Here is a 15,947-nt window from a genome sequence, read left to right as displayed (position 1 = left end):
TCGTTCGTCCTTCTGTGCGTGTTGCGAAGAGGGTGTCGTCGGGGGCGGAGCCGGGGATCAGCGCGCCACCCCGGCGGGGACCGGAGTCGTGGTCGTCGGAGTGTGCGCTGCGCCTGGACGCGCGGTGCCGCGACGAGCGGTGAGCGCGGCGATCACCATCACGACGAGAGCGAGTGCGGTGATGCCGGCGCCGATCCAGATGGGGGAGGTGTATCCGAGGCCCGCGGCGATGCCGACGCCGCCGGCCCAGGCCCCGAGCGCGTTGCCCACGTTGAACGCGCCGATGTTCGCGCCGGATGCGAGCGTCGGGGCCGACGACGCGTATCCCATGATCCGGGACTGCAGCCCGGGCACGGTGCCGAATCCGAACCCGCCCATGAGGAAGAGAGCGACGACGGTGGCCGGACCGCTCGACGCGAAGAGCGCGAATCCGACGAGCACGACGATGAGGGCCGCGACGAAGACGATGAGCGTCACGTCGATGGATCGGTCCGCTGCCTTGCCACCGGCCCAGTTGCCGAGGAAGAGGCCCACGCCGAACAGCACGAGCAGCCACGGCACCATCGTGGAGGCGAAACCGCTGACCTCGGTGAGCGTGTAGGCGATGTAGGTGAACGCGCCGAACATGCCGCCGTACGCGAGCACGGTCACGATGAGTGAGAGCCACACCTGGCCGGAGCGGAAGGCGCCGAGCTCGTCGCGCAGGCGGGTGGGCGGGATGTCGTGCGTCGCCGGCACGAGCAGGGCGATCCCCACGAACGCGACGACCCCGATGATCGCGATCGCCCAGAACGTGGCGCGCCAGCCGAGCTGCTGGCCGAGGAAGGTGCCGAACGGGACGCCGAGCACGTTGGCCGCGGTGAGGCCGGTGAACATGATCGCGATCGCGCCCGCCTTCTTCGCGGCGGGGACGAGCGAGGCGGCCAGAACCGATCCGATGCCGAAGAACGCCCCGTGCGTGAGCGCGGCGATGATGCGGCCCACCATGGCGAGGCCGTAGCCCGGGGCGAGCGCGGTGACCGCGTTGCCGATGATGAAGAGCACGATGAGGCCGAGCAGCACGGGCTTGCGCGGAAGGCGAGTGGTGGCGGCGGTCAGGAACAGCGCGCCGACCACGACGCTCAGCGCGTAGCCGGAGATGAGCCATCCGGCGGCGGCCTCGGTGACGCCGAAGTCGGCGGCCACCTCGGGCAGCAGGCCCATGATGACGAATTCGGTGAGGCCGATTCCGAAGGCGCCGAGGGCGAGGGCGATCAGGCCGAGAGGCATGGGGGAACTCCTGATACAGTGAGATAGTTGCAGACGCGGGTTTTTGCGTCGGTGACCACAATACTTGCACGTGCAAATAGAAAGCGCAAGCAACTACTTTTGGAGGATCCATGGGCATCGCCGATGACGCCGTCGAGATCCGCGCCCGCGGATGGCGCACGATGGCCGCTCTGCACGCCATGATCGAGGCCGAGCTGGAGCGTGCGCTGTCGACCGAGGCAGGGCTCTCCGTGGTCGAGTACACGGTGCTGGAGGCGCTGAGCCGGCAGGACGGCTGGCACATGCGCATGCAGCAGCTGGCCCGTGCCGCGGCGCTCAGCCCGAGCGCGACCACCCGGTTGGTGAACCGGCTCGAGGACCGGGGGCTGCTCACCCGGATTCTCTGCGCCGACGACCGTCGCGGGATCTACACCGAGCTCACCCCGAGCGGGCAGAAGCTGTACGAGCGCGCACGTCCGGTGCATGACGAGACGCTGGAGCGGGTGCTCGCCGATGCGGCCGAGCAGCCGGAGCTGCTGCCGATGGTGGAAGCTCTGCACGACGTCGCGCGCGTCGGCTGACATACCTCCCGCGCCGTGCAGGGGCGGGTCTGTGGATAACTTCCGAGGCCGGCCCTCGGTTCCTGCGACGATGCGGGGGTGAGCCTGTCGACCGCTGCCGTCACCGAGAGGGTGCGCGCCCGGCTGCGTGCCGAGCGGACGGATCCTTCGGTCCATCCGGATGAGGCGCGGCGGATCGCCCAGTTCGAGGTGCGCCGTCACAACGATCAGGCGCTGGCTCGCGGCACGGCCACGATCGACGACGAGGCGGCGTGCGTGAGGGACATCCTCGCGGGGGTTGCCGGATACGGTCCGCTGCAGCCGCTGCTCGAGGATGACACGATCGAGGAGATCTGGCTGAACGGCCCCTCCCGCGTTTTCATCGCCCGAGAGGGGCGCAGTGAGCGTGTGCCGATCACGCTGACCGAGGCGCAGCTGCGCGATGTCGTGGAGCGCATGCTGCACTCCACGGGCCGGCGTGTGGACATCGGGCAGCCGTTCGTGGATGCGTCCCTTCCGGACGGCTCCCGTCTGCACGTCGCGATCGCGGATGTGGTGCGGGGCTCGTGGGCGGTGAACATCAGGAAGTTCGTGCCGCGGTATCGGAGTCTGGAGTCGCTGGTCGCGCAGGGGATGGTGCCCACTCCGGTCGCGGCGATGCTCTCCGACGCCATGCGCGCAGGGCGCAGCGTCGTCGTATCGGGGCCGACGCATGCGGGTAAGACCACGCTGTTGGCGGCCCTGGTCGCCGAATGCGCCGAGCAGCGCGTGATCACGGTGGAGGAGACCTTCGAGCTGGGCGTGCAGGCACCGGATCTCGTGGCACTGCAGGGGCGTCAGGCGAGCCTCGAGGGAACGGGCGAGATCACACTGCGCCGTCTCGTCAAAGAGGCGCTGCGCATGCGGCCGGATCGGCTGGTGGTCGGCGAGGTGCGCGATGCCGAAGCGCTCGATCTCGTGCTGGCGCTGAACACCGGCATCCCCGGTGCGGCGACGGTGCATGCGAACTCGGCGGCGGAGGCGCTGGACAAGCTGACCATGCTGCCGCTGCTCGCCGGCCGCAACATCGATCGTGCGTTCATCGCGCCGGCGCTCGCGGCATCGGTCGATCTCGTCGTGCACTGCCGTCGGGAGTCCGATGGAAGCCGGCTCGTCGCCGAGGTGATCGAGCCGCTCGGCGTCGATGCGGACGGACGCATCACCCACCGGGTGCTGCATGCGGAGTCGGCCCCGTATTCCGTTTCGCGCATGGTCGCCGAAGGGGACCTCGCATGACGGTGCTGATGGGGGCGCTGCTCGCCGCGGGCATGGTTCTGGCGGCGTCACCGTGGCTGTGGCCCGCCGGGAGCCGCGTGGTGCGCACTCCTCGCACCGGAGCGGCGACCCGGCTGCTGCGCGAGGCCGGGTTCCGTGCGGATGCGCGTGTGCTCGGGGTGAGCATGGTCGCGGGTGGTCTCGTCGCGGGTTCGGTGGCGTGGCTGACGACGGCGACCGCGGCGTTCGCGCTCGTGATCGCGGTGACGGGGGCCGCGATACCGCTGGTGTTCCTGCGGTCGCGGCGACAGCGCCTGCTGCGGCTGCGGCGCGGTCTGTGGCCCGATGTGTGCGATCTCCTGATCGCGTCGATCAGGGTCGGCATGCCGCTGCCCGACGCGGTCGCCGGCTTGGAGGAGGCTGCGCCTGCTCCGCTCCGCCCGGCGTTCGCCGCCTTCGCGCGTGATCTGCATGCGACGGGGCGGTTCGATGCGGCGGCGGTGAAGCTCAAGGAGGCGCTCGCGGATCCGGTCGGGGATCGGATCGTGGAGACGCTGCGCATGGCGCGGGAGGTCGGCGGCACCGAGCTCAGCACCGTGCTGCGGGCGCTCTCGAGCTCCGTGCGGGCGGAGGCCGCGCTGCGTGCCGAGGTGGAGGCGCGGCAGTCCTGGATTCGTGGCGCGGCCGTGCTCGGCGCGATCGCGCCGTGGGTGATCCTGGCCCTGCTCCTGCTGCGTCCCGAGGGAGTCGAGGCGTACTCCAGTCCCGAGGGCGTGGCGCTCATCCTGGGCGGCGCCGCAGTGTCGTTCGTCGCCTTCCGGGTCATGCTGCGCATCGGCCGGCTGCCGGAGCCGCGGAGATGGTTCCGATGAGCGCGCTGTCGGACGTCGCCGTCGCCGTGCTGCTCGGCGGGCTGCTGGCCGCGGGTCTGCTGCTCGTCCTGGCCGCCTTCCCGCGCTGGCGCTGGGCGAACCTCAGCACCCGCATCGCCCCGCACGTCCGCGATGTCGCCGATCTCACGGATCCGGCCGAGCGCCTGCCGTGGCGGATGCCGGCCGGCGGATCCTGGGCCGCGCGTGTCAAGGGCGCGTTCGGATTGTTCGGCGGCGGCGACGCCGGAGTCGCTTTGCGGATGACGCAGGCGGGCTTGCCGGGCGGACCCGGCGCCTTCCGCAGTCGCCAGCTGGTCTGGGTTCTCGTCGGACTGGGCGTCGGTGCTGCGGCCACGGTCGCGCTCGTGATCGCCGGACGCATGTCCGCGCCGGTCGCGCTGCTGCCCGTACTCGCCGCGATCACGGCGGGCGTCGCCTGCGATGTACTGCTCGGCGCCCGGGCGAAGGCGCGCGTCGGGCGGCTCACCGAGGAGCTGCCGACGGTGCTGGAGTTCCTCGCCCTGTGTCTGTCCGCAGGGGAGGGCTTGCCGGATGCGCTGCGCCGGGTCGGGCAGGCCGGATCCGGCGAGCTCAGCGGGGAGCTGCGCGGCGTGATTCTCGCGGTGAACACCGGATCGTCTCTCGCCGATGCGCTCGGCGACTGCGCGCAGCGGCTGCAGATCCCCCCGCTGACACGCGCCGTGGATCAGATCATCGCCGCACTCGAGCGGGGAGCCCCGCTGGCGGCGGTGTTGCAGGCGCAGGCGTCGGACGCCCGCGAGGAGACCAAGCGCGGCCTGATCGAACAGGCCGGACGCAAGGAGATCCTCATGCTGCTCCCGCTGGTGTTCCTGATCCTGCCGCTCTCCGTCCTGTTCGCCGTGTTTCCCGGCGTGTTCATCCTGCGGCTCGGCATCGGCTGACCGCGCTTCCTGCTTCGGCCTCCACGAAAGGAACCCACATGTTCAGCGATCGCACCTCCGCTCGGCTCGAGCCGCCCCTCTTCGACGACCTCGACGATCCGGAACGTGGTGACGTCCCCGGCTGGGTGCTGATCACGCTCATGACGGCCGGACTGGTGGTGCTGATCTGGGCCGTCGCCGGACCCGCCCTCACGAACCTGTTCGAGCAGGCGATCGCGCGCGTGAGCGGACTCTGACGCGACCATGGGCGGCGTGCGGCGGCTGAGCGACGTGCTCGAAGACGACCGAGGGTCCAGCCCGGTCGAGTTCGTGCTCGTCGGTGCGCTGCTGACGGCGCTCACGCTCGGCGTGCTGCAGTTCGCATTGGCGGTCTATGTGCGCAACGTCGTGCACGATGCGGCTGTCGAGGGCGCGCACGTCGCGGCCCTCGCCGACACCGAGCCCGGCGAGGGCGTGCAGCGCACTGTGCTCGTGATCGGGCGTGCCGTCGGTGCCGACTACGCGAAGGACGTGACCGTGCACGAGACGGCCGCACTGGGCGTGCCGACCATGGAGATCACCGTGCAGACGACGCTGCCGCTCATCGGCCTGCTCGGGGTGCCGTCGGGGTTGGAGGTGACCGGCCGTGCTCCCGTGGAGTCGTTCACCGAGCGCTGACCGCATCGACTGTCCGGCGCCTGACGTCGGGATGTCGGGTGAGACCGGATCCGCAGCGCTCGAGTTCATCGGTCTCGGCGTGATCCTGCTGGTGCCGCTGGTCTATCTCGTGCTCGCGCTCGGCGCGATCCAGTCTCAGATGCTCGGCGTCGAGTCGGCGGCGCGGCACACGGCCCGCACGATGAGCGCGGCGATGGATGGCGCCGATGCGAGCGCCCGTGCCGACGCCGCGGTGCAGTCCGCGATCGAGGAGTACGGGATGGATCCGGCCACCGTCGACGTCGACATCCAGTGCGCGCCGCTCGGCGCGGAGTGTCCGTCGGCCGGTGCGACCGTCGTGGTCACGGTCACCGCGAAGGTCGCGCTTCCGTTCGTGCCGCCCGTGTTCGGACTCGATCGCGTCGGCAGCATGCCGGTGCAGGCGTCTTCGGCGTACAAGGTCTCGCGCACCTGGACCGGCGGATGAGCGCGATGCGGAGCAGGGGCCGAGTCGGCGAACCCGGCGAACTCCGAGGAATCGGTGGACTGGGCGAGCCCCGCGGACGGCGCACCCCGCTGCTCGACGACGAACACGGCAGCACGATGCCGCTCATCCTCGGCTACCTCGTCCTCGCGATCGCGCTGATCTACGTGTGCGTGTGCGCGACGGATCTCTACATCGCGCAGAAGCGCCTGGACTCGGTGGCCGACGCCGCGGCGCTCGCCGGAGCCGACGGCTTCCGGGTGCAGATCGACGGCGAAGCGATCCGTGCCGAGCTCGACGACGTGGAGATCGCCGACCAGGCGCGCGCCGTGATCGGGATCATCGACGACGGCACTGAGCTCGTCTCGGCCGGCAGCCCCGATGGGCTCTCGGCCCGCGTGACGGTGCGTGCGTCCTGGGCCCCTCCGCTGCTCAGCGACTTCGTGCCGAGGATGCTCACGATCCAGTCCACCGGCACCAGCCGCACCGCGCTCGAGTAGCGACCCTCAGCCGTCGGTCCGCACGCGATAGACCGTCAGCGCCCGCCGCACAGCCTTCACCCGCAGCACCTCGCTCGCCTCGCCGACCTCGCCGTCGCGGGTGATGCGCTCCGGCCCCTTCGGGAGGGTGATCTCGAGTTCGGGGGCCGCGACCTCGTGATACTGCTTCACCCGTTCCAGCTGACCGGTAAGTGTCGCGAGCAGGACCACGAAGCGCGACCAGCGGTTCGACACGTCGAGGATCCGGACGTCGAGCAGCCCGTCCTGGAGATCTTCGCGCGCACTCGGGGCGAACCCGTGCGGTTCGTACTGACCGTTGCCGATGAACAGCAGACTCGAATCCCGGGTCGTGCCGTCGACGGTGATGGAGACCGTGCGATCCTTCTTCATCGTCCGCCACCCGGCGACGAGCGCCGCCAACGGCTTCCCGATCCGCTTCTCCAGGCCCTCGCGGATGCGCACGAAGTCCGTGTAGGCACCCACGCTCGCCGTGTTGAGGAAGATCCTGTCGTTCAGGTAGGCGACGTCCACCTTGTCGGCGGTGCCCCGCCTGATCGCCTGGACGGTGCGTTTCGCCCGATCAGCGCCGATGGTCCGGGCGAAGTGGTTGAAGGTGCCGGCCGGGAACACCGCCAAGGGCACGCCCCTCTCGACGGCGGCATGCGCGGCCGCCGCCACGGTTCCGTCCCCGCCGGCGACGGCCAGCACGTCAGCCTTGGCCGCCGCTGCGCGCATCACCGCATCGACATCGTCGCTCTCATTCAGCTCGACGATCCGCATCTCCGGCAGGACCCGATGGAGACTTCTGGAGAGGGTCGCGCCGCGCCCGCTGTGCGATGCCGGATTGACGACCAGGGTCACTCCTCGGCCTCGAGGGCGAGGCGGCAGTTGGTCGAGCTCTCGCGGTTCCGACACGGCAGGCGGCGGCACGGGAGGTACGAGACGACGTCCGATCGCCGCCACCGTGCTGCCCAGGACGAGCCCGGCAGCCACATCGGACGGGTAATGCGCTCCCGTAGCGACGCGGGAGAAGCCGACGAGCCCGGCGAGCAGGTGCAGCGGGACGCTCGCTGCAGGGAGTTCGGCGGAGACACCCGCGGCGAAGGCCGCCGCACTCGCGGAATGCCCGCTGGGAAACGATGAGGAGAGCGGAGTCCTGCGGGAGAGCCTGCCGATCGGGACGAGCGCGCGGATCGGGCGCTCTCGGTGGTGCAGGCGTTTGGCGAGCTGGTTCGCGATGAGGCTCGTCGCGCCGAGCGTCACGACGCCGCGCAGCGCTCCGCGGCGGGCACGACTGCGGCCGGTCAGGTACAGCCCGCCGGCGATCAGGAGCCAGAGCGCGGCGTGGTCCGCCGCATTCGTGAGCCTCGGCATCCACCGGTCCATGACCGGGCTCGGTGTCGTCGCGACGGCGGAGAAGACGGCAGTGTCCAGGGCGTGCACCTGCTCGCGGACCTCGGAGGCCGCGGCGCGGATCCCGCTCCTGTGCATTCTGCGTGCCATCGGGCACCTCCCTCGCTCTCCACGTTAGTGATGCGACGCGGAAGCGGAGGGCGGGCTGCGTCAGGGCGGAGGACGTGATAGGGGATCGGCCGTGCCGAGCGATGATCGTCTGCGGTGGGTCTACGGCGTTGTGCGCCGCGGCACGAACCGGGGGATCCAACGCAGGAACCCGACCGCGCCCAGCACGCCGATCGCGCCCATGGCTGCGGCGCCGATCGCGAGGGAGCTGATCGCCGCGATGCCCGAGAACAGCAGGGGAGCGATCGCCCCGCCGGCGTCGGTGAGCGTGCGCCAGGAGCCGAGGAACGCCGCCGGTTCCGACTGCGGAGCCACGTCTGCTCCGAGCGTGAGCAGGATGCCGCTGGACAGCCCGTTGCCGACGCCCAGCACCGCCGCGATCATCCCGAACCAGAGCACGTTCGTGCTCCCGTCGTGCGTGAGCGAGAGCACCAGGAAGCCCGCGCCCATCAGCACCATCGCGGGCAACGCGGCCCAGAGACGGCCGAACCGGTCCATGACCTGACCGCTCGCGTAGAACAGGGCGAAGTCGATCGCGCCGGACACGCCGACCACCAGCGCGATCGACGAGGCGTCCAGCCCGATCGAGACGCCCCACAGCGGCAGCACCACCTGGCGGGCGGAGCGCACGGCCGACAGACTCGCCGCGGCGAGTCCCAGGCGCCCCAGCACGCCGCGGTTGCGCCACATCGTGCGGAACACCCCCGCGCGCTCGATGGTGGGGATCGACCCGCTGACGGCCTCGCCGGTGTCCTCGACAGCGCCCTCGTGCTCCGCCGCGGACGACTGCGCCTGCGCCTCCGGATCCGGTCCGAACAGCACGAGCAGGATCAATGCGACCAGCAGGACCGCGAAGAACCGCAGTGCCGCGTTCTCGGTGTGGAAGAGGGCGAGCAGGGCGGCTGCGAGGAATGGGCCCACGAACATCCCGGCGCGGAAGGATCCGCCGAGCAGTGAGAGCGCCCGAGCGCGGAACTCGACCGGCACCCGTGTGGTCATGAACGCGTGCCGGGCGAGCCCGAAGGCCGCGGCCGACATCCCGACCACGAACACCGCGACGGTGAACACGACAAGGCTCGGCGCCAGTGCCCCTGCGACCACGCCGATGAGGGAGAGGGCACCCGCGACCACCATCGTGACCCGCTCGCCGACCTTCGCGACCAGCCACCCCGCGGGGATGTTGCCGCACAGCTGGCCGACCACGAGCGCCGAGGCGATGAGGCCGGCGGAGGCGAGCGTCGCCCCACGGCTCGCGGCGATCACCGGGATGAGCGGCAGGACCGCGCCCTCGCCGAGCGAGAACAGCAGCGTCGGCAGGTACACCATCGGGCCGAACTTCCACAGCACAGCCGACGCTCGAACCATCACAGCTCCACGGTAGTCTGGTACCGCCATGCTCGAACTTGATCTCTCCGCCGAAATCGCGGCCCTCCGTCAGACCTTCGGTGACATCCGCGAGGTCGCCGACGTCGAGGGACTCCGCGCCGACATCGAACGCCTCAGCGAGGAAGCGGGCGCGCCCGACCTCTGGGACGACCCTGAGAAGGCGCAGAAGGTGACGAGCGCGCTCAGCCACCGCCAGTCCGAGCTCAAGCGCGTCACCGAGGTCGAGCAGCGCCTCGACGACCTCGAGGTGCTCATCGAGCTCGCCAACGAGATGGAGGACGAGGACTCGGCGGCCGAGGCGCGCACCGAGCTCGCCTCCCTCACCGAGACCGTGAATCAGCTCGAGGTGCAGACCCTGCTGGACGGCGAGTACGACGAGCGCGCCGCGATCATCACGATCCGCTCCGGCGCCGGCGGCGACGACGCCACCGACTTCGCCGAGATGCTGCTGCGCATGTACCTGCGCTACGCCGAGCGCCACAAGTTCCCCGTCAAGGTCATGGACACGTCCTACGCCGAGGGGGCGGGCATCAAGTCCACGACGTTCGAGGTCGACGCCCCCTACGCGTTCGGCACGCTCTCGGTCGAGGCCGGCACGCACCGCCTCGCCCGGATCAGCCCGTTCGGATCCGCCGACAAGCGCCAGACGTCCTTCGCGGCCGTCGAGGTCATCCCTCTCATGGAGGAGGCGACCGAGGTCGACATCCCCGAGGGCGACATCCGCGTCGACGTGTTCCGCTCGTCGGGACCCGGCGGCCAGTCGGTCAACACGACCGACTCCGCCGTGCGCATCACGCACCTCCCGACCGGCATCGTCGTCTCTATGCAGAACGAGAAGTCGCAGATCCAGAACCGCGCCGCCGCCATGCGCGTGCTGCAGACCCGCCTGCTGCTGCTGCAGAAGGAGGAGGAGGCGGCGAAGAAGAAGGAGCTCGCCGGCAACATCACCGCGAGCTGGGGTGACCAGATGCGCTCCTACTTCCTCTACGGTCAGCAGCTCGTGAAGGACCTGCGCACCGGCCACGAGTCCGGCAACCCCGCGACGGTGTTCGACGGCGACCTGGACGGCTTCATCTCCGCGGGGATCCGGTGGCGCAAGCGCAAGGACGACGACTGATCGTCCGTCGCTGGACGGCTCAGGGACTTTCCAGGGTGCCGCGGCCGTGATTGTCGTAGGGTGGTGACCCGATGACTGTGACACGGAGAATCCCGATGACTGTGACACGGAAGACGGCAGCCGGCTGCGCGATCGCGGCCCTGATCGTCCCGGTGGCGGCGACGGCTGCGTACGCCTTCTCGCCGGGAGCTGCCGCGCCCGCGGCGCACACGGTGTCGCTCGTCGTAGCCCCGCAGACCTACACGGTCGCCTCCGCAGCGCAGGAGCCCAGCGCGAGCCGAGCCGTCTTCGACGTGCTGTACACGCCGCCGGCACCGGTCGTCGCACCTGATCCGGCGCCCGCCGCCGCATCCGCAAACCCGGCCGCCGCGGCACCGCAGAACTACTCCGGCGAGGCGATCGTCGCGTACGCCCAGACGTTCGTCGGCGTCGTGCCCTACGGCTGGGGCGCGGACCCGAGCGACTCCTTCGGATGCGACGGACTCGTGCAGTACGTGTTCGGGCACTTCGGCGTCAGCCTGCCCCGCGGCGCCGACAACCAGGCTGCGCTCGGCACCGTGATCTCGGCCGACGAGGCGCGAGCGGGCGACCTGGTCTGGTGGCCCGGACGGCACATCGGCATCTGGGACGGTGCCGGCGGCATCATCGACTCGCCCGACTGGGGTCGCTACGTCGAGCACCACGCCCCGTGGGCGAGCTCCGGCCCGCCGATCTTCATCCGGCTCTGACGCGAGCTCCTGGTGGCCATCCCGCCGGCGGCGGTAGAATCGAAGGCTCTCCAGGGCGGCAGAGGAGGTGCGCAGGATGAGCGCGACCAGGGCATGGCGGGCGGTCGGTGCGACGGCGGCGGGGCTGGCGCTGCTCGGTGCGATCGTGACGTTCCTCGCCTTCGTGATCGGCAACGAACCGTCCTGACGATCCCAGCCACCTCATAGCGGGGAACCCGCCGCGGTGGGGTGTCGCTCGCGGACTGGGCGCGCCGCCCGCTTAGGCTCGATTCGCCATGATCCGATTCGAGAACGTCACCAAGCGCTATCGCGGCACCAAGCGTCCCGCGCTCTCCGGGGTCGATTTCGAGGTGCAGCGAGGCGAGTTCGTCTTCCTCGTCGGCGCGTCGGGATCCGGGAAGAGCTCCTGCCTGCAGCTGATCCTCCGCGAGGAGTCGCCCACGTCCGGCCGCGTCGCCGTGCTCGGACGCGACCTGAAGTCCATCGCGAACCGCAAGGTCCCCTATTTCCGGCGCAGCATCGGATCCGTCTTCCAGGACTTCCGCCTGCTGCCCTCCAAGACCGTCTACCAGAACGTCGCGTTCACGCTCCAGGTGACCGGCGCCTCCCGCGGCTTCATCCAGCAGGCGGTGCCCGAGGCGCTGGCCCTCGTCGGCCTGAGCGGCAAGGAGAAGCGCCTGCCGCACGAGTTGTCCGGAGGCGAGCAGCAGCGCGTGGCGATCGCCCGCGCCATCGTGAACCGTCCGCAGATCGTGCTCGCCGACGAGCCGACCGGAAACCTCGACCCCGGCACCTCGGTCGACATCATGCAGCTGCTCGCACGGATCAACGCCGGCGGCACCACCGTGGTCATGGCCACGCACGAGGCCGCGTTCGTCGACCAGATGCAGCGCCGTGTGATCGAGCTGCGCGACGGCGAGATGGTGCGCGACGAGGTCGGCGGCGGGTACGGCGACACCTCGAATGTGCCGCGCCTGACGCCCGAGGCGATCCGCGGGGCCGCGGCCACGGCCGCACTGCAGACCGTGCGCGAGGTGCATCGCGAGACCGAGGCCGCGATCGCGGATCCGGTTCCGGCCCCCTCCGAGGCCCGGGATGAGACTTCCGCATCGGCGTCCGCGCCTCAGCAGCCGACGGTCAAGCCGTCGGACGATGCGCGGCCCGCCACGCGCCCCATCACCGTCCCGACCGTCGACCTCGCCGAACTCGGCGTCGCCGACCGGCTCGGACTCGATACCGGCGACGACGAGGAAGTGGGTCCGACGTCATGAGGTTCGGACTCATCCTCGGCGAGGCGCTCACGGGCCTGCGCCGCAACGCCTCCATGGTCATCTCGGTCGTGCTGGTCACCTTCGTCTCGCTCACCTTCGTGGGTGCCGCGATCCTGATGCAGGCGCAGATCGGCACGATGCGCGCCTACTGGCAGGATCGCGCCCAGGTCGCGATCTACATGTGCTCGTCGGTGTCGACGTCGCCGGGCTGCATCGGCGGCACCGCGACCGAGGACCAGATCAAGGCCGTGCAGGCCGAGCTCGACGGTGACACGCTCAAGCCGCTGATCGCCAAGAGCAGCTTCCAGACCGCGGACGAGGCCTACCAGGAGACCCTGAAGCTCGTCGGCAAGGACTACGCCGGTGTGCTCACCGCCGACCAGGTCAACGCGGTGTTCAAGGTGAACCTGAAGGACCAGACCCAGTCCGCCGTCATCGCCGAGGCCTTCAGCGGCATCAAGGGCGTGGATGAGGTGAAGGATCAGCTGGAGTATCTGGATCCGCTCTTCAACGCGCTCACCGTCGCGACGTACATCGCCGTCGGGATCGCCGTGCTGATGCTCATCGCCGCCGTGCTGCTGATCGGCACGACGATCCGGTTGTCTGCGTATGCGAGACGGCGGGAGATCGGGATCATGCGGCTCGTCGGCGCCTCGAACAGGTTCATCCAGACGCCGTTCGTGCTCGAGGGCGTGTTCGCCGCGGTCATCGGATCGGTGCTCGCGAGCGCCGCCGTGCTGCTGGGCGTGCACTTCGGCGTGCAGGAGTACCTCACGAAGCGGGTGGCCTTCATCACGACCTGGGTCGGGTGGCAGGACGCACTGCTCGTGGTTCCGGTGCTCATCGGCATCGGAGTGATCCTCGCCGCGCTCAGCGCCGGGTTCGCGATACGTCGCTGGCTGCGAGCCTGATAGGCTGACAGGCTGCCGTGCGCCCGCACGGCACAGATCCAGGAGACAACCATGCCCAGGGAACGCGGGGAGAAGGTCATCGCGACCAATCGTCGCGCACGTCACGACTACAACCTCGAGAAGTCGTACGAGGCGGGACTCGTGCTCACCGGCACCGAGGTGAAGTCGCTGCGCCAGGGACGTGCGAACCTGACGGACGGCTATGCGTTCATCAAGGGCAACGAGGCGTTCCTCGACGCCGTGCACATCCCGGAGTACTCGCAGGGGCACTGGACGAATCACTCGGCCAAGCGGATCCGCAAGCTCCTGCTGCACAAGGAGGAGATCGCGAAGCTCTCGCACGCCGTCTCCGCGGGCGGCTACACGTTGATCCCGCTGCGGCTGTACTTCTCCGACGGACGCGCCAAGGTCGAGATCGCCCTCGCCAAGGGCAAGCGCGAGTACGACAAGCGGCAGGCCCTGCGCGAGCGTCAGGACACTCGCGAGGCGGAGCGCGCGATGCGCAGCCGCAACCGTCTGGGGGAGTAGCCGGGTTCAGGCTCGGCTGCCAGTTCTCACGGCACCGGGTCGAACCCGAACACACCGCCCAGGAATCGCAGTTCCGCCTCGGCGGCGGCGACGATCGTGTCCGCCTGCCGGAAGCCGTGCCCCTCGCCCTCGAACAGCACGTACTCGTGCGGCACTCCGCGGGCGGCGAGTGCGTCGCGGATCGCCTCGGATTGCGAAGGCGGCACGACCGCGTCTTCCGAGCCCTGCAGGATCAGCACCGGCACGTCGATGCGATCCGCGTGCGTGAGCGGGGAACGGTCGATGTAGGTCTGCTCCGCCTCCGGCAGCGGGCCGACAAGACCGTCGAGGTAGTAGCGCTCGAAGTCGTGCGTCTCCTCGGCCAGAAGCCGCAGATCCACGACGCCGTACCGGTCGAGGCCGGCGGCGAACACCCCGCCGCGCACCAGGGCCGACAGCACCGTCCATCCGCCGGCCGAACCCCCGCGGATCGCGATGCGGGTCGGATCCGCGACGCCCGCATCGGCGAGGCCCTGCGCGGCAGCCAGCACATCGTCCACGTCGACGACGCCCCATTGGCCGTCGAGGCGCTCCCGGTACGCGCGCCCGTACCCGGTCGAGCCGCCGTAGTTCACCTCGAGCACGCCGATGCCGCGGCTCGTGAAGTACGTGATCCAGCCCGCCTGCGCGCCGGACGTGTGGGCGGTGGGTCCGCCGTGCACGTGCACGACGTAGGGCGGCAGCGCGCGCGGATCCGCGTCGACATCGGGGTTCGCCGGGGCGTGGTCGAACGCGTGCACGGGGCCGTGCGGCCCGTCGAAGGTCACGGGACGCGCCCCGGGGACCCAGGCCGGATCCACGGGGTCTCCGCCGCGGATCGCGTGCACGGTGCCTGCATCGACGTCCAACTCCCACAGGCCGGGTGCGACCTGCGCGCCCTGTCCGGTGACCAGCGCGCGGGAACCGAGGGAGTCCTCCAGGCTCAGGTCGCCGCTGAACGGCACGTCGAGCTCGCGGAGGAGCGTGCCGTCGGCATCGAGCAGCACGAGCGCATCGGATCCGTTCGTGCGGACGGCGAGGATCCTGCCGTCATCGAGCACCCGGAACCAGCGCTGCCCGAGCACCCACAGGCCGCCGCCGGTGTCGGCGTCGACGAAGGGCGAGTCCTCCCTGATGGCGGGAGGCGTCGGGATCGGGGGCGCCGGCTGCACGGGGATCCGCGCGCGGTGAAGATTCCAGCGACCGCTCGCATCGTCGGCGAACAGCACCTCGTCGTCGGAGAGCCACTCGGGCTGCAGTGCGGCGCGCGCGGGAATCGTGGAGCGGGCTCCCGTCGCGAGGTCCACCGCGAAGGCGATCGCGCGCTCCCACGGCATCTTGCGCTCGTCCCAGGCGACGAACGCGAGCCGCGCACCGTCGGGGGAGAGCGCCGGGTGCGCGAAGAAGCCGTTGCCGCTGAGGACCATGGTGACGGCCGCGTCGTCGTCCGCCGCGGATCCGTCCAGCGGGATCTCCACGATCGCGCGCTGGTGCGGGTCGGGGCGCAGGTCCTCGCGCACCGCGAACAGGCGGCCCTGCTGCACCAGGAGCCCTCCGTAGCGCGGGCCCGCCGCGGTCAGCGGCACAGGCGCCGTCGCGCCGAGATCCAGGCGGTGCACACGCTGGTCCTCGCCGTCGACGAAGAGCAGGGTTCCGTCCTCGGCCACCGTCCACGCGCCGCCGCCGTATTCGTGCACGCGCGAACGGGCGTTCCACGGCGCGCGCAGCACCTCGTGCACGGCGCCAGCGGCGTCCCGGTGCATCACACGCATCCGTCCGCGCTCCTGCGGCACCGACTCGCTCCACCAGATCCCGCCCGCGGCGTACCGGGCGCCGTCGATCCTCGTGCCGGCGACGGCGAGGCCGGCGGCGGACAGCGGAGAGGGCCAGGATCCGTGCGGAGTGCTCATGGCCCGAGCCTAGAAGAGCGCGAGCCGACACATGGTGAAACACAGCATGCGTCGCATCGCGGCGCCGCCTAGCGTGGGGT

General features: G+C 70.6%; 17 protein-coding genes. 13 read left to right on the top strand and 4 right to left on the bottom strand.

Annotated features, from left to right (window positions below):
* Positions 1-57 precede the first annotated feature (57 nt).
* Positions 58-1,269, bottom strand: a complete 1,212-nt coding sequence (locus tag AC1DCT_RS04900) for an MFS transporter (protein WP_477229385.1) — start codon at positions 1,267-1,269, stop codon at positions 58-60.
* Positions 1,270-1,379: 110 nt separating this feature from the next.
* Here AC1DCT_RS04900 and AC1DCT_RS04895 point away from each other — a divergent pair, with 110 nt between their 5' ends.
* From AC1DCT_RS04895 to AC1DCT_RS04860, 8 genes are all read left to right on the top strand, one after another.
* Positions 1,380-1,829, top strand: coding sequence for a MarR family winged helix-turn-helix transcriptional regulator (locus AC1DCT_RS04895; RefSeq protein WP_441976193.1), 450 nt, complete (start codon positions 1,380-1,382; stop codon positions 1,827-1,829).
* A gap of 78 nt (positions 1,830-1,907) precedes the next feature.
* A complete protein-coding gene (locus AC1DCT_RS04890) occupies positions 1,908-3,083 on the top strand; it encodes a CpaF family protein (protein ID WP_477427811.1) in 1,176 nt (391 codons plus the stop codon).
* Positions 3,080-3,934, top strand: coding sequence for a type II secretion system F family protein (locus AC1DCT_RS04885; protein ID WP_441976191.1), 855 nt, complete (start codon positions 3,080-3,082; stop codon positions 3,932-3,934). The genes AC1DCT_RS04890 and AC1DCT_RS04885 overlap by 4 nt, the downstream gene beginning before the upstream one ends.
* Positions 3,931-4,857 carry a type II secretion system F family protein gene (locus AC1DCT_RS04880; RefSeq protein WP_441976190.1) on the top strand — a complete coding sequence of 309 codons (927 nt, stop codon included), beginning with the start codon at positions 3,931-3,933 and terminating at the stop codon, positions 4,855-4,857. Before AC1DCT_RS04885 ends, AC1DCT_RS04880 begins: the two co-directional genes overlap by 4 nt.
* A 38-nt stretch (positions 4,858-4,895) precedes the next feature.
* Complete coding sequence (locus AC1DCT_RS04875) at positions 4,896-5,093, top strand: hypothetical protein (protein ID WP_441976189.1); 198 nt, start codon at positions 4,896-4,898, stop codon at positions 5,091-5,093.
* Between the two features lie 7 nt (positions 5,094-5,100).
* Positions 5,101-5,514 carry a TadE family protein gene (locus AC1DCT_RS04870; protein WP_441976188.1) on the top strand — a complete coding sequence of 138 codons (414 nt, stop codon included), beginning with the start codon at positions 5,101-5,103 and terminating at the stop codon, positions 5,512-5,514.
* Between the two features lie 31 nt (positions 5,515-5,545).
* Entirely contained in the window at positions 5,546-5,980 is a 435-nt protein-coding gene (locus AC1DCT_RS04865; protein ID WP_477427810.1) for a TadE family protein, read from the top strand.
* Positions 5,977-6,477 (top strand): pilus assembly protein TadG-related protein, encoded by a 501-nt coding sequence (locus AC1DCT_RS04860; protein WP_477229370.1) that lies wholly within the window; start codon positions 5,977-5,979, stop codon positions 6,475-6,477. The genes AC1DCT_RS04865 and AC1DCT_RS04860 overlap by 4 nt, the downstream gene beginning before the upstream one ends.
* Before the next feature lie 6 nt (positions 6,478-6,483).
* Here the strand turns inward: AC1DCT_RS04860 and AC1DCT_RS04855 are convergent, their stop codons facing one another.
* A complete protein-coding gene (locus tag AC1DCT_RS04855; RefSeq protein ID WP_477427808.1) occupies positions 6,484-7,980 on the bottom strand; it encodes a bifunctional phosphatase PAP2/diacylglycerol kinase family protein in 1,497 nt (498 codons plus the stop codon).
* A gap of 120 nt (positions 7,981-8,100) precedes the next feature.
* Positions 8,101-9,363: an MFS transporter gene (locus AC1DCT_RS04850; protein WP_477428432.1), complete on the bottom strand. Its 1,263-nt coding sequence runs from the start codon at positions 9,361-9,363 to the stop codon at positions 8,101-8,103.
* Positions 9,364-9,391: 28 nt separating this feature from the next.
* Here AC1DCT_RS04850 and prfB point away from each other — a divergent pair, with 28 nt between their 5' ends.
* From prfB to smpB, 5 genes are all read left to right on the top strand, one after another.
* Positions 9,392-10,501 carry a peptide chain release factor 2 gene (gene prfB / locus AC1DCT_RS04845; RefSeq protein ID WP_477427806.1) on the top strand — a complete coding sequence of 370 codons (1,110 nt, stop codon included), beginning with the start codon at positions 9,392-9,394 and terminating at the stop codon, positions 10,499-10,501.
* Between the two features lie 95 nt (positions 10,502-10,596).
* Positions 10,597-11,229, top strand: coding sequence for a C40 family peptidase (locus tag AC1DCT_RS04840; RefSeq protein ID WP_477427804.1), 633 nt, complete (start codon positions 10,597-10,599; stop codon positions 11,227-11,229).
* A 275-nt stretch (positions 11,230-11,504) separates the two neighbouring features.
* On the top strand, positions 11,505-12,500 hold the full coding sequence (gene ftsE, locus AC1DCT_RS04835; protein ID WP_477427803.1) for a cell division ATP-binding protein FtsE: 996 nt from the start codon (positions 11,505-11,507) through the stop codon (positions 12,498-12,500).
* Positions 12,497-13,411 (top strand): permease-like cell division protein FtsX, encoded by a 915-nt coding sequence (ftsX, locus tag AC1DCT_RS04830; protein WP_440734479.1) that lies wholly within the window; start codon positions 12,497-12,499, stop codon positions 13,409-13,411. Before ftsE ends, ftsX begins: the two co-directional genes overlap by 4 nt.
* 51 nt (positions 13,412-13,462) lie before the next feature.
* Complete coding sequence (gene smpB, locus AC1DCT_RS04825) at positions 13,463-13,939, top strand: SsrA-binding protein SmpB (protein WP_045272294.1); 477 nt, start codon at positions 13,463-13,465, stop codon at positions 13,937-13,939.
* Between the two features lie 26 nt (positions 13,940-13,965).
* Here smpB and AC1DCT_RS04820 read toward each other — a convergent pair whose 3' ends face one another.
* On the bottom strand, positions 13,966-15,867 hold the full coding sequence (locus AC1DCT_RS04820; protein ID WP_477427801.1) for a S9 family peptidase: 1,902 nt from the start codon (positions 15,865-15,867) through the stop codon (positions 13,966-13,968).
* Between the last annotated feature and the right edge of the window lie 80 nt (positions 15,868-15,947).

Source organism: Microbacterium sp. 10L49, assembly GCF_056395125.1.
The sequence above is the reverse complement of the archived record's forward strand: the minus strand, read 5'-3'. Positions and strand labels throughout refer to the sequence as shown.

Coding starts and splice junctions, on each gene's coding strand:
- AC1DCT_RS04900 (WP_477229385.1), bottom strand. CDS start 1,269: ATGCCTCTCGGCCTGATCGCCCTCGCCCTCGGCGCCTTCGGAATCGGC.
- AC1DCT_RS04895 (WP_441976193.1), top strand. CDS start 1,380: ATGGGCATCGCCGATGACGCCGTCGAGATCCGCGCCCGCGGATGGCGC.
- AC1DCT_RS04885 (WP_441976191.1), top strand. CDS start 3,080: ATGACGGTGCTGATGGGGGCGCTGCTCGCCGCGGGCATGGTTCTGGCG.
- AC1DCT_RS04880 (WP_441976190.1), top strand. CDS start 3,931: ATGAGCGCGCTGTCGGACGTCGCCGTCGCCGTGCTGCTCGGCGGGCTG.
- AC1DCT_RS04875 (WP_441976189.1), top strand. CDS start 4,896: ATGTTCAGCGATCGCACCTCCGCTCGGCTCGAGCCGCCCCTCTTCGAC.
- AC1DCT_RS04870 (WP_441976188.1), top strand. CDS start 5,101: ATGGGCGGCGTGCGGCGGCTGAGCGACGTGCTCGAAGACGACCGAGGG.
- AC1DCT_RS04865 (WP_477427810.1), top strand. CDS start 5,546: ATGTCGGGTGAGACCGGATCCGCAGCGCTCGAGTTCATCGGTCTCGGC.
- AC1DCT_RS04860 (WP_477229370.1), top strand. CDS start 5,977: ATGAGCGCGATGCGGAGCAGGGGCCGAGTCGGCGAACCCGGCGAACTC.
- AC1DCT_RS04855 (WP_477427808.1), bottom strand. CDS start 7,980: ATGGCACGCAGAATGCACAGGAGCGGGATCCGCGCCGCGGCCTCCGAG.
- AC1DCT_RS04850 (WP_477428432.1), bottom strand. CDS start 9,363: ATGGTTCGAGCGTCGGCTGTGCTGTGGAAGTTCGGCCCGATGGTGTAC.
- prfB (WP_477427806.1), top strand. CDS start 9,392: ATGCTCGAACTTGATCTCTCCGCCGAAATCGCGGCCCTCCGTCAGACC.
- AC1DCT_RS04840 (WP_477427804.1), top strand. CDS start 10,597: ATGACTGTGACACGGAAGACGGCAGCCGGCTGCGCGATCGCGGCCCTG.
- ftsE (WP_477427803.1), top strand. CDS start 11,505: ATGATCCGATTCGAGAACGTCACCAAGCGCTATCGCGGCACCAAGCGT.
- ftsX (WP_440734479.1), top strand. CDS start 12,497: ATGAGGTTCGGACTCATCCTCGGCGAGGCGCTCACGGGCCTGCGCCGC.
- smpB (WP_045272294.1), top strand. CDS start 13,463: ATGCCCAGGGAACGCGGGGAGAAGGTCATCGCGACCAATCGTCGCGCA.
- AC1DCT_RS04820 (WP_477427801.1), bottom strand. CDS start 15,867: ATGAGCACTCCGCACGGATCCTGGCCCTCTCCGCTGTCCGCCGCCGGC.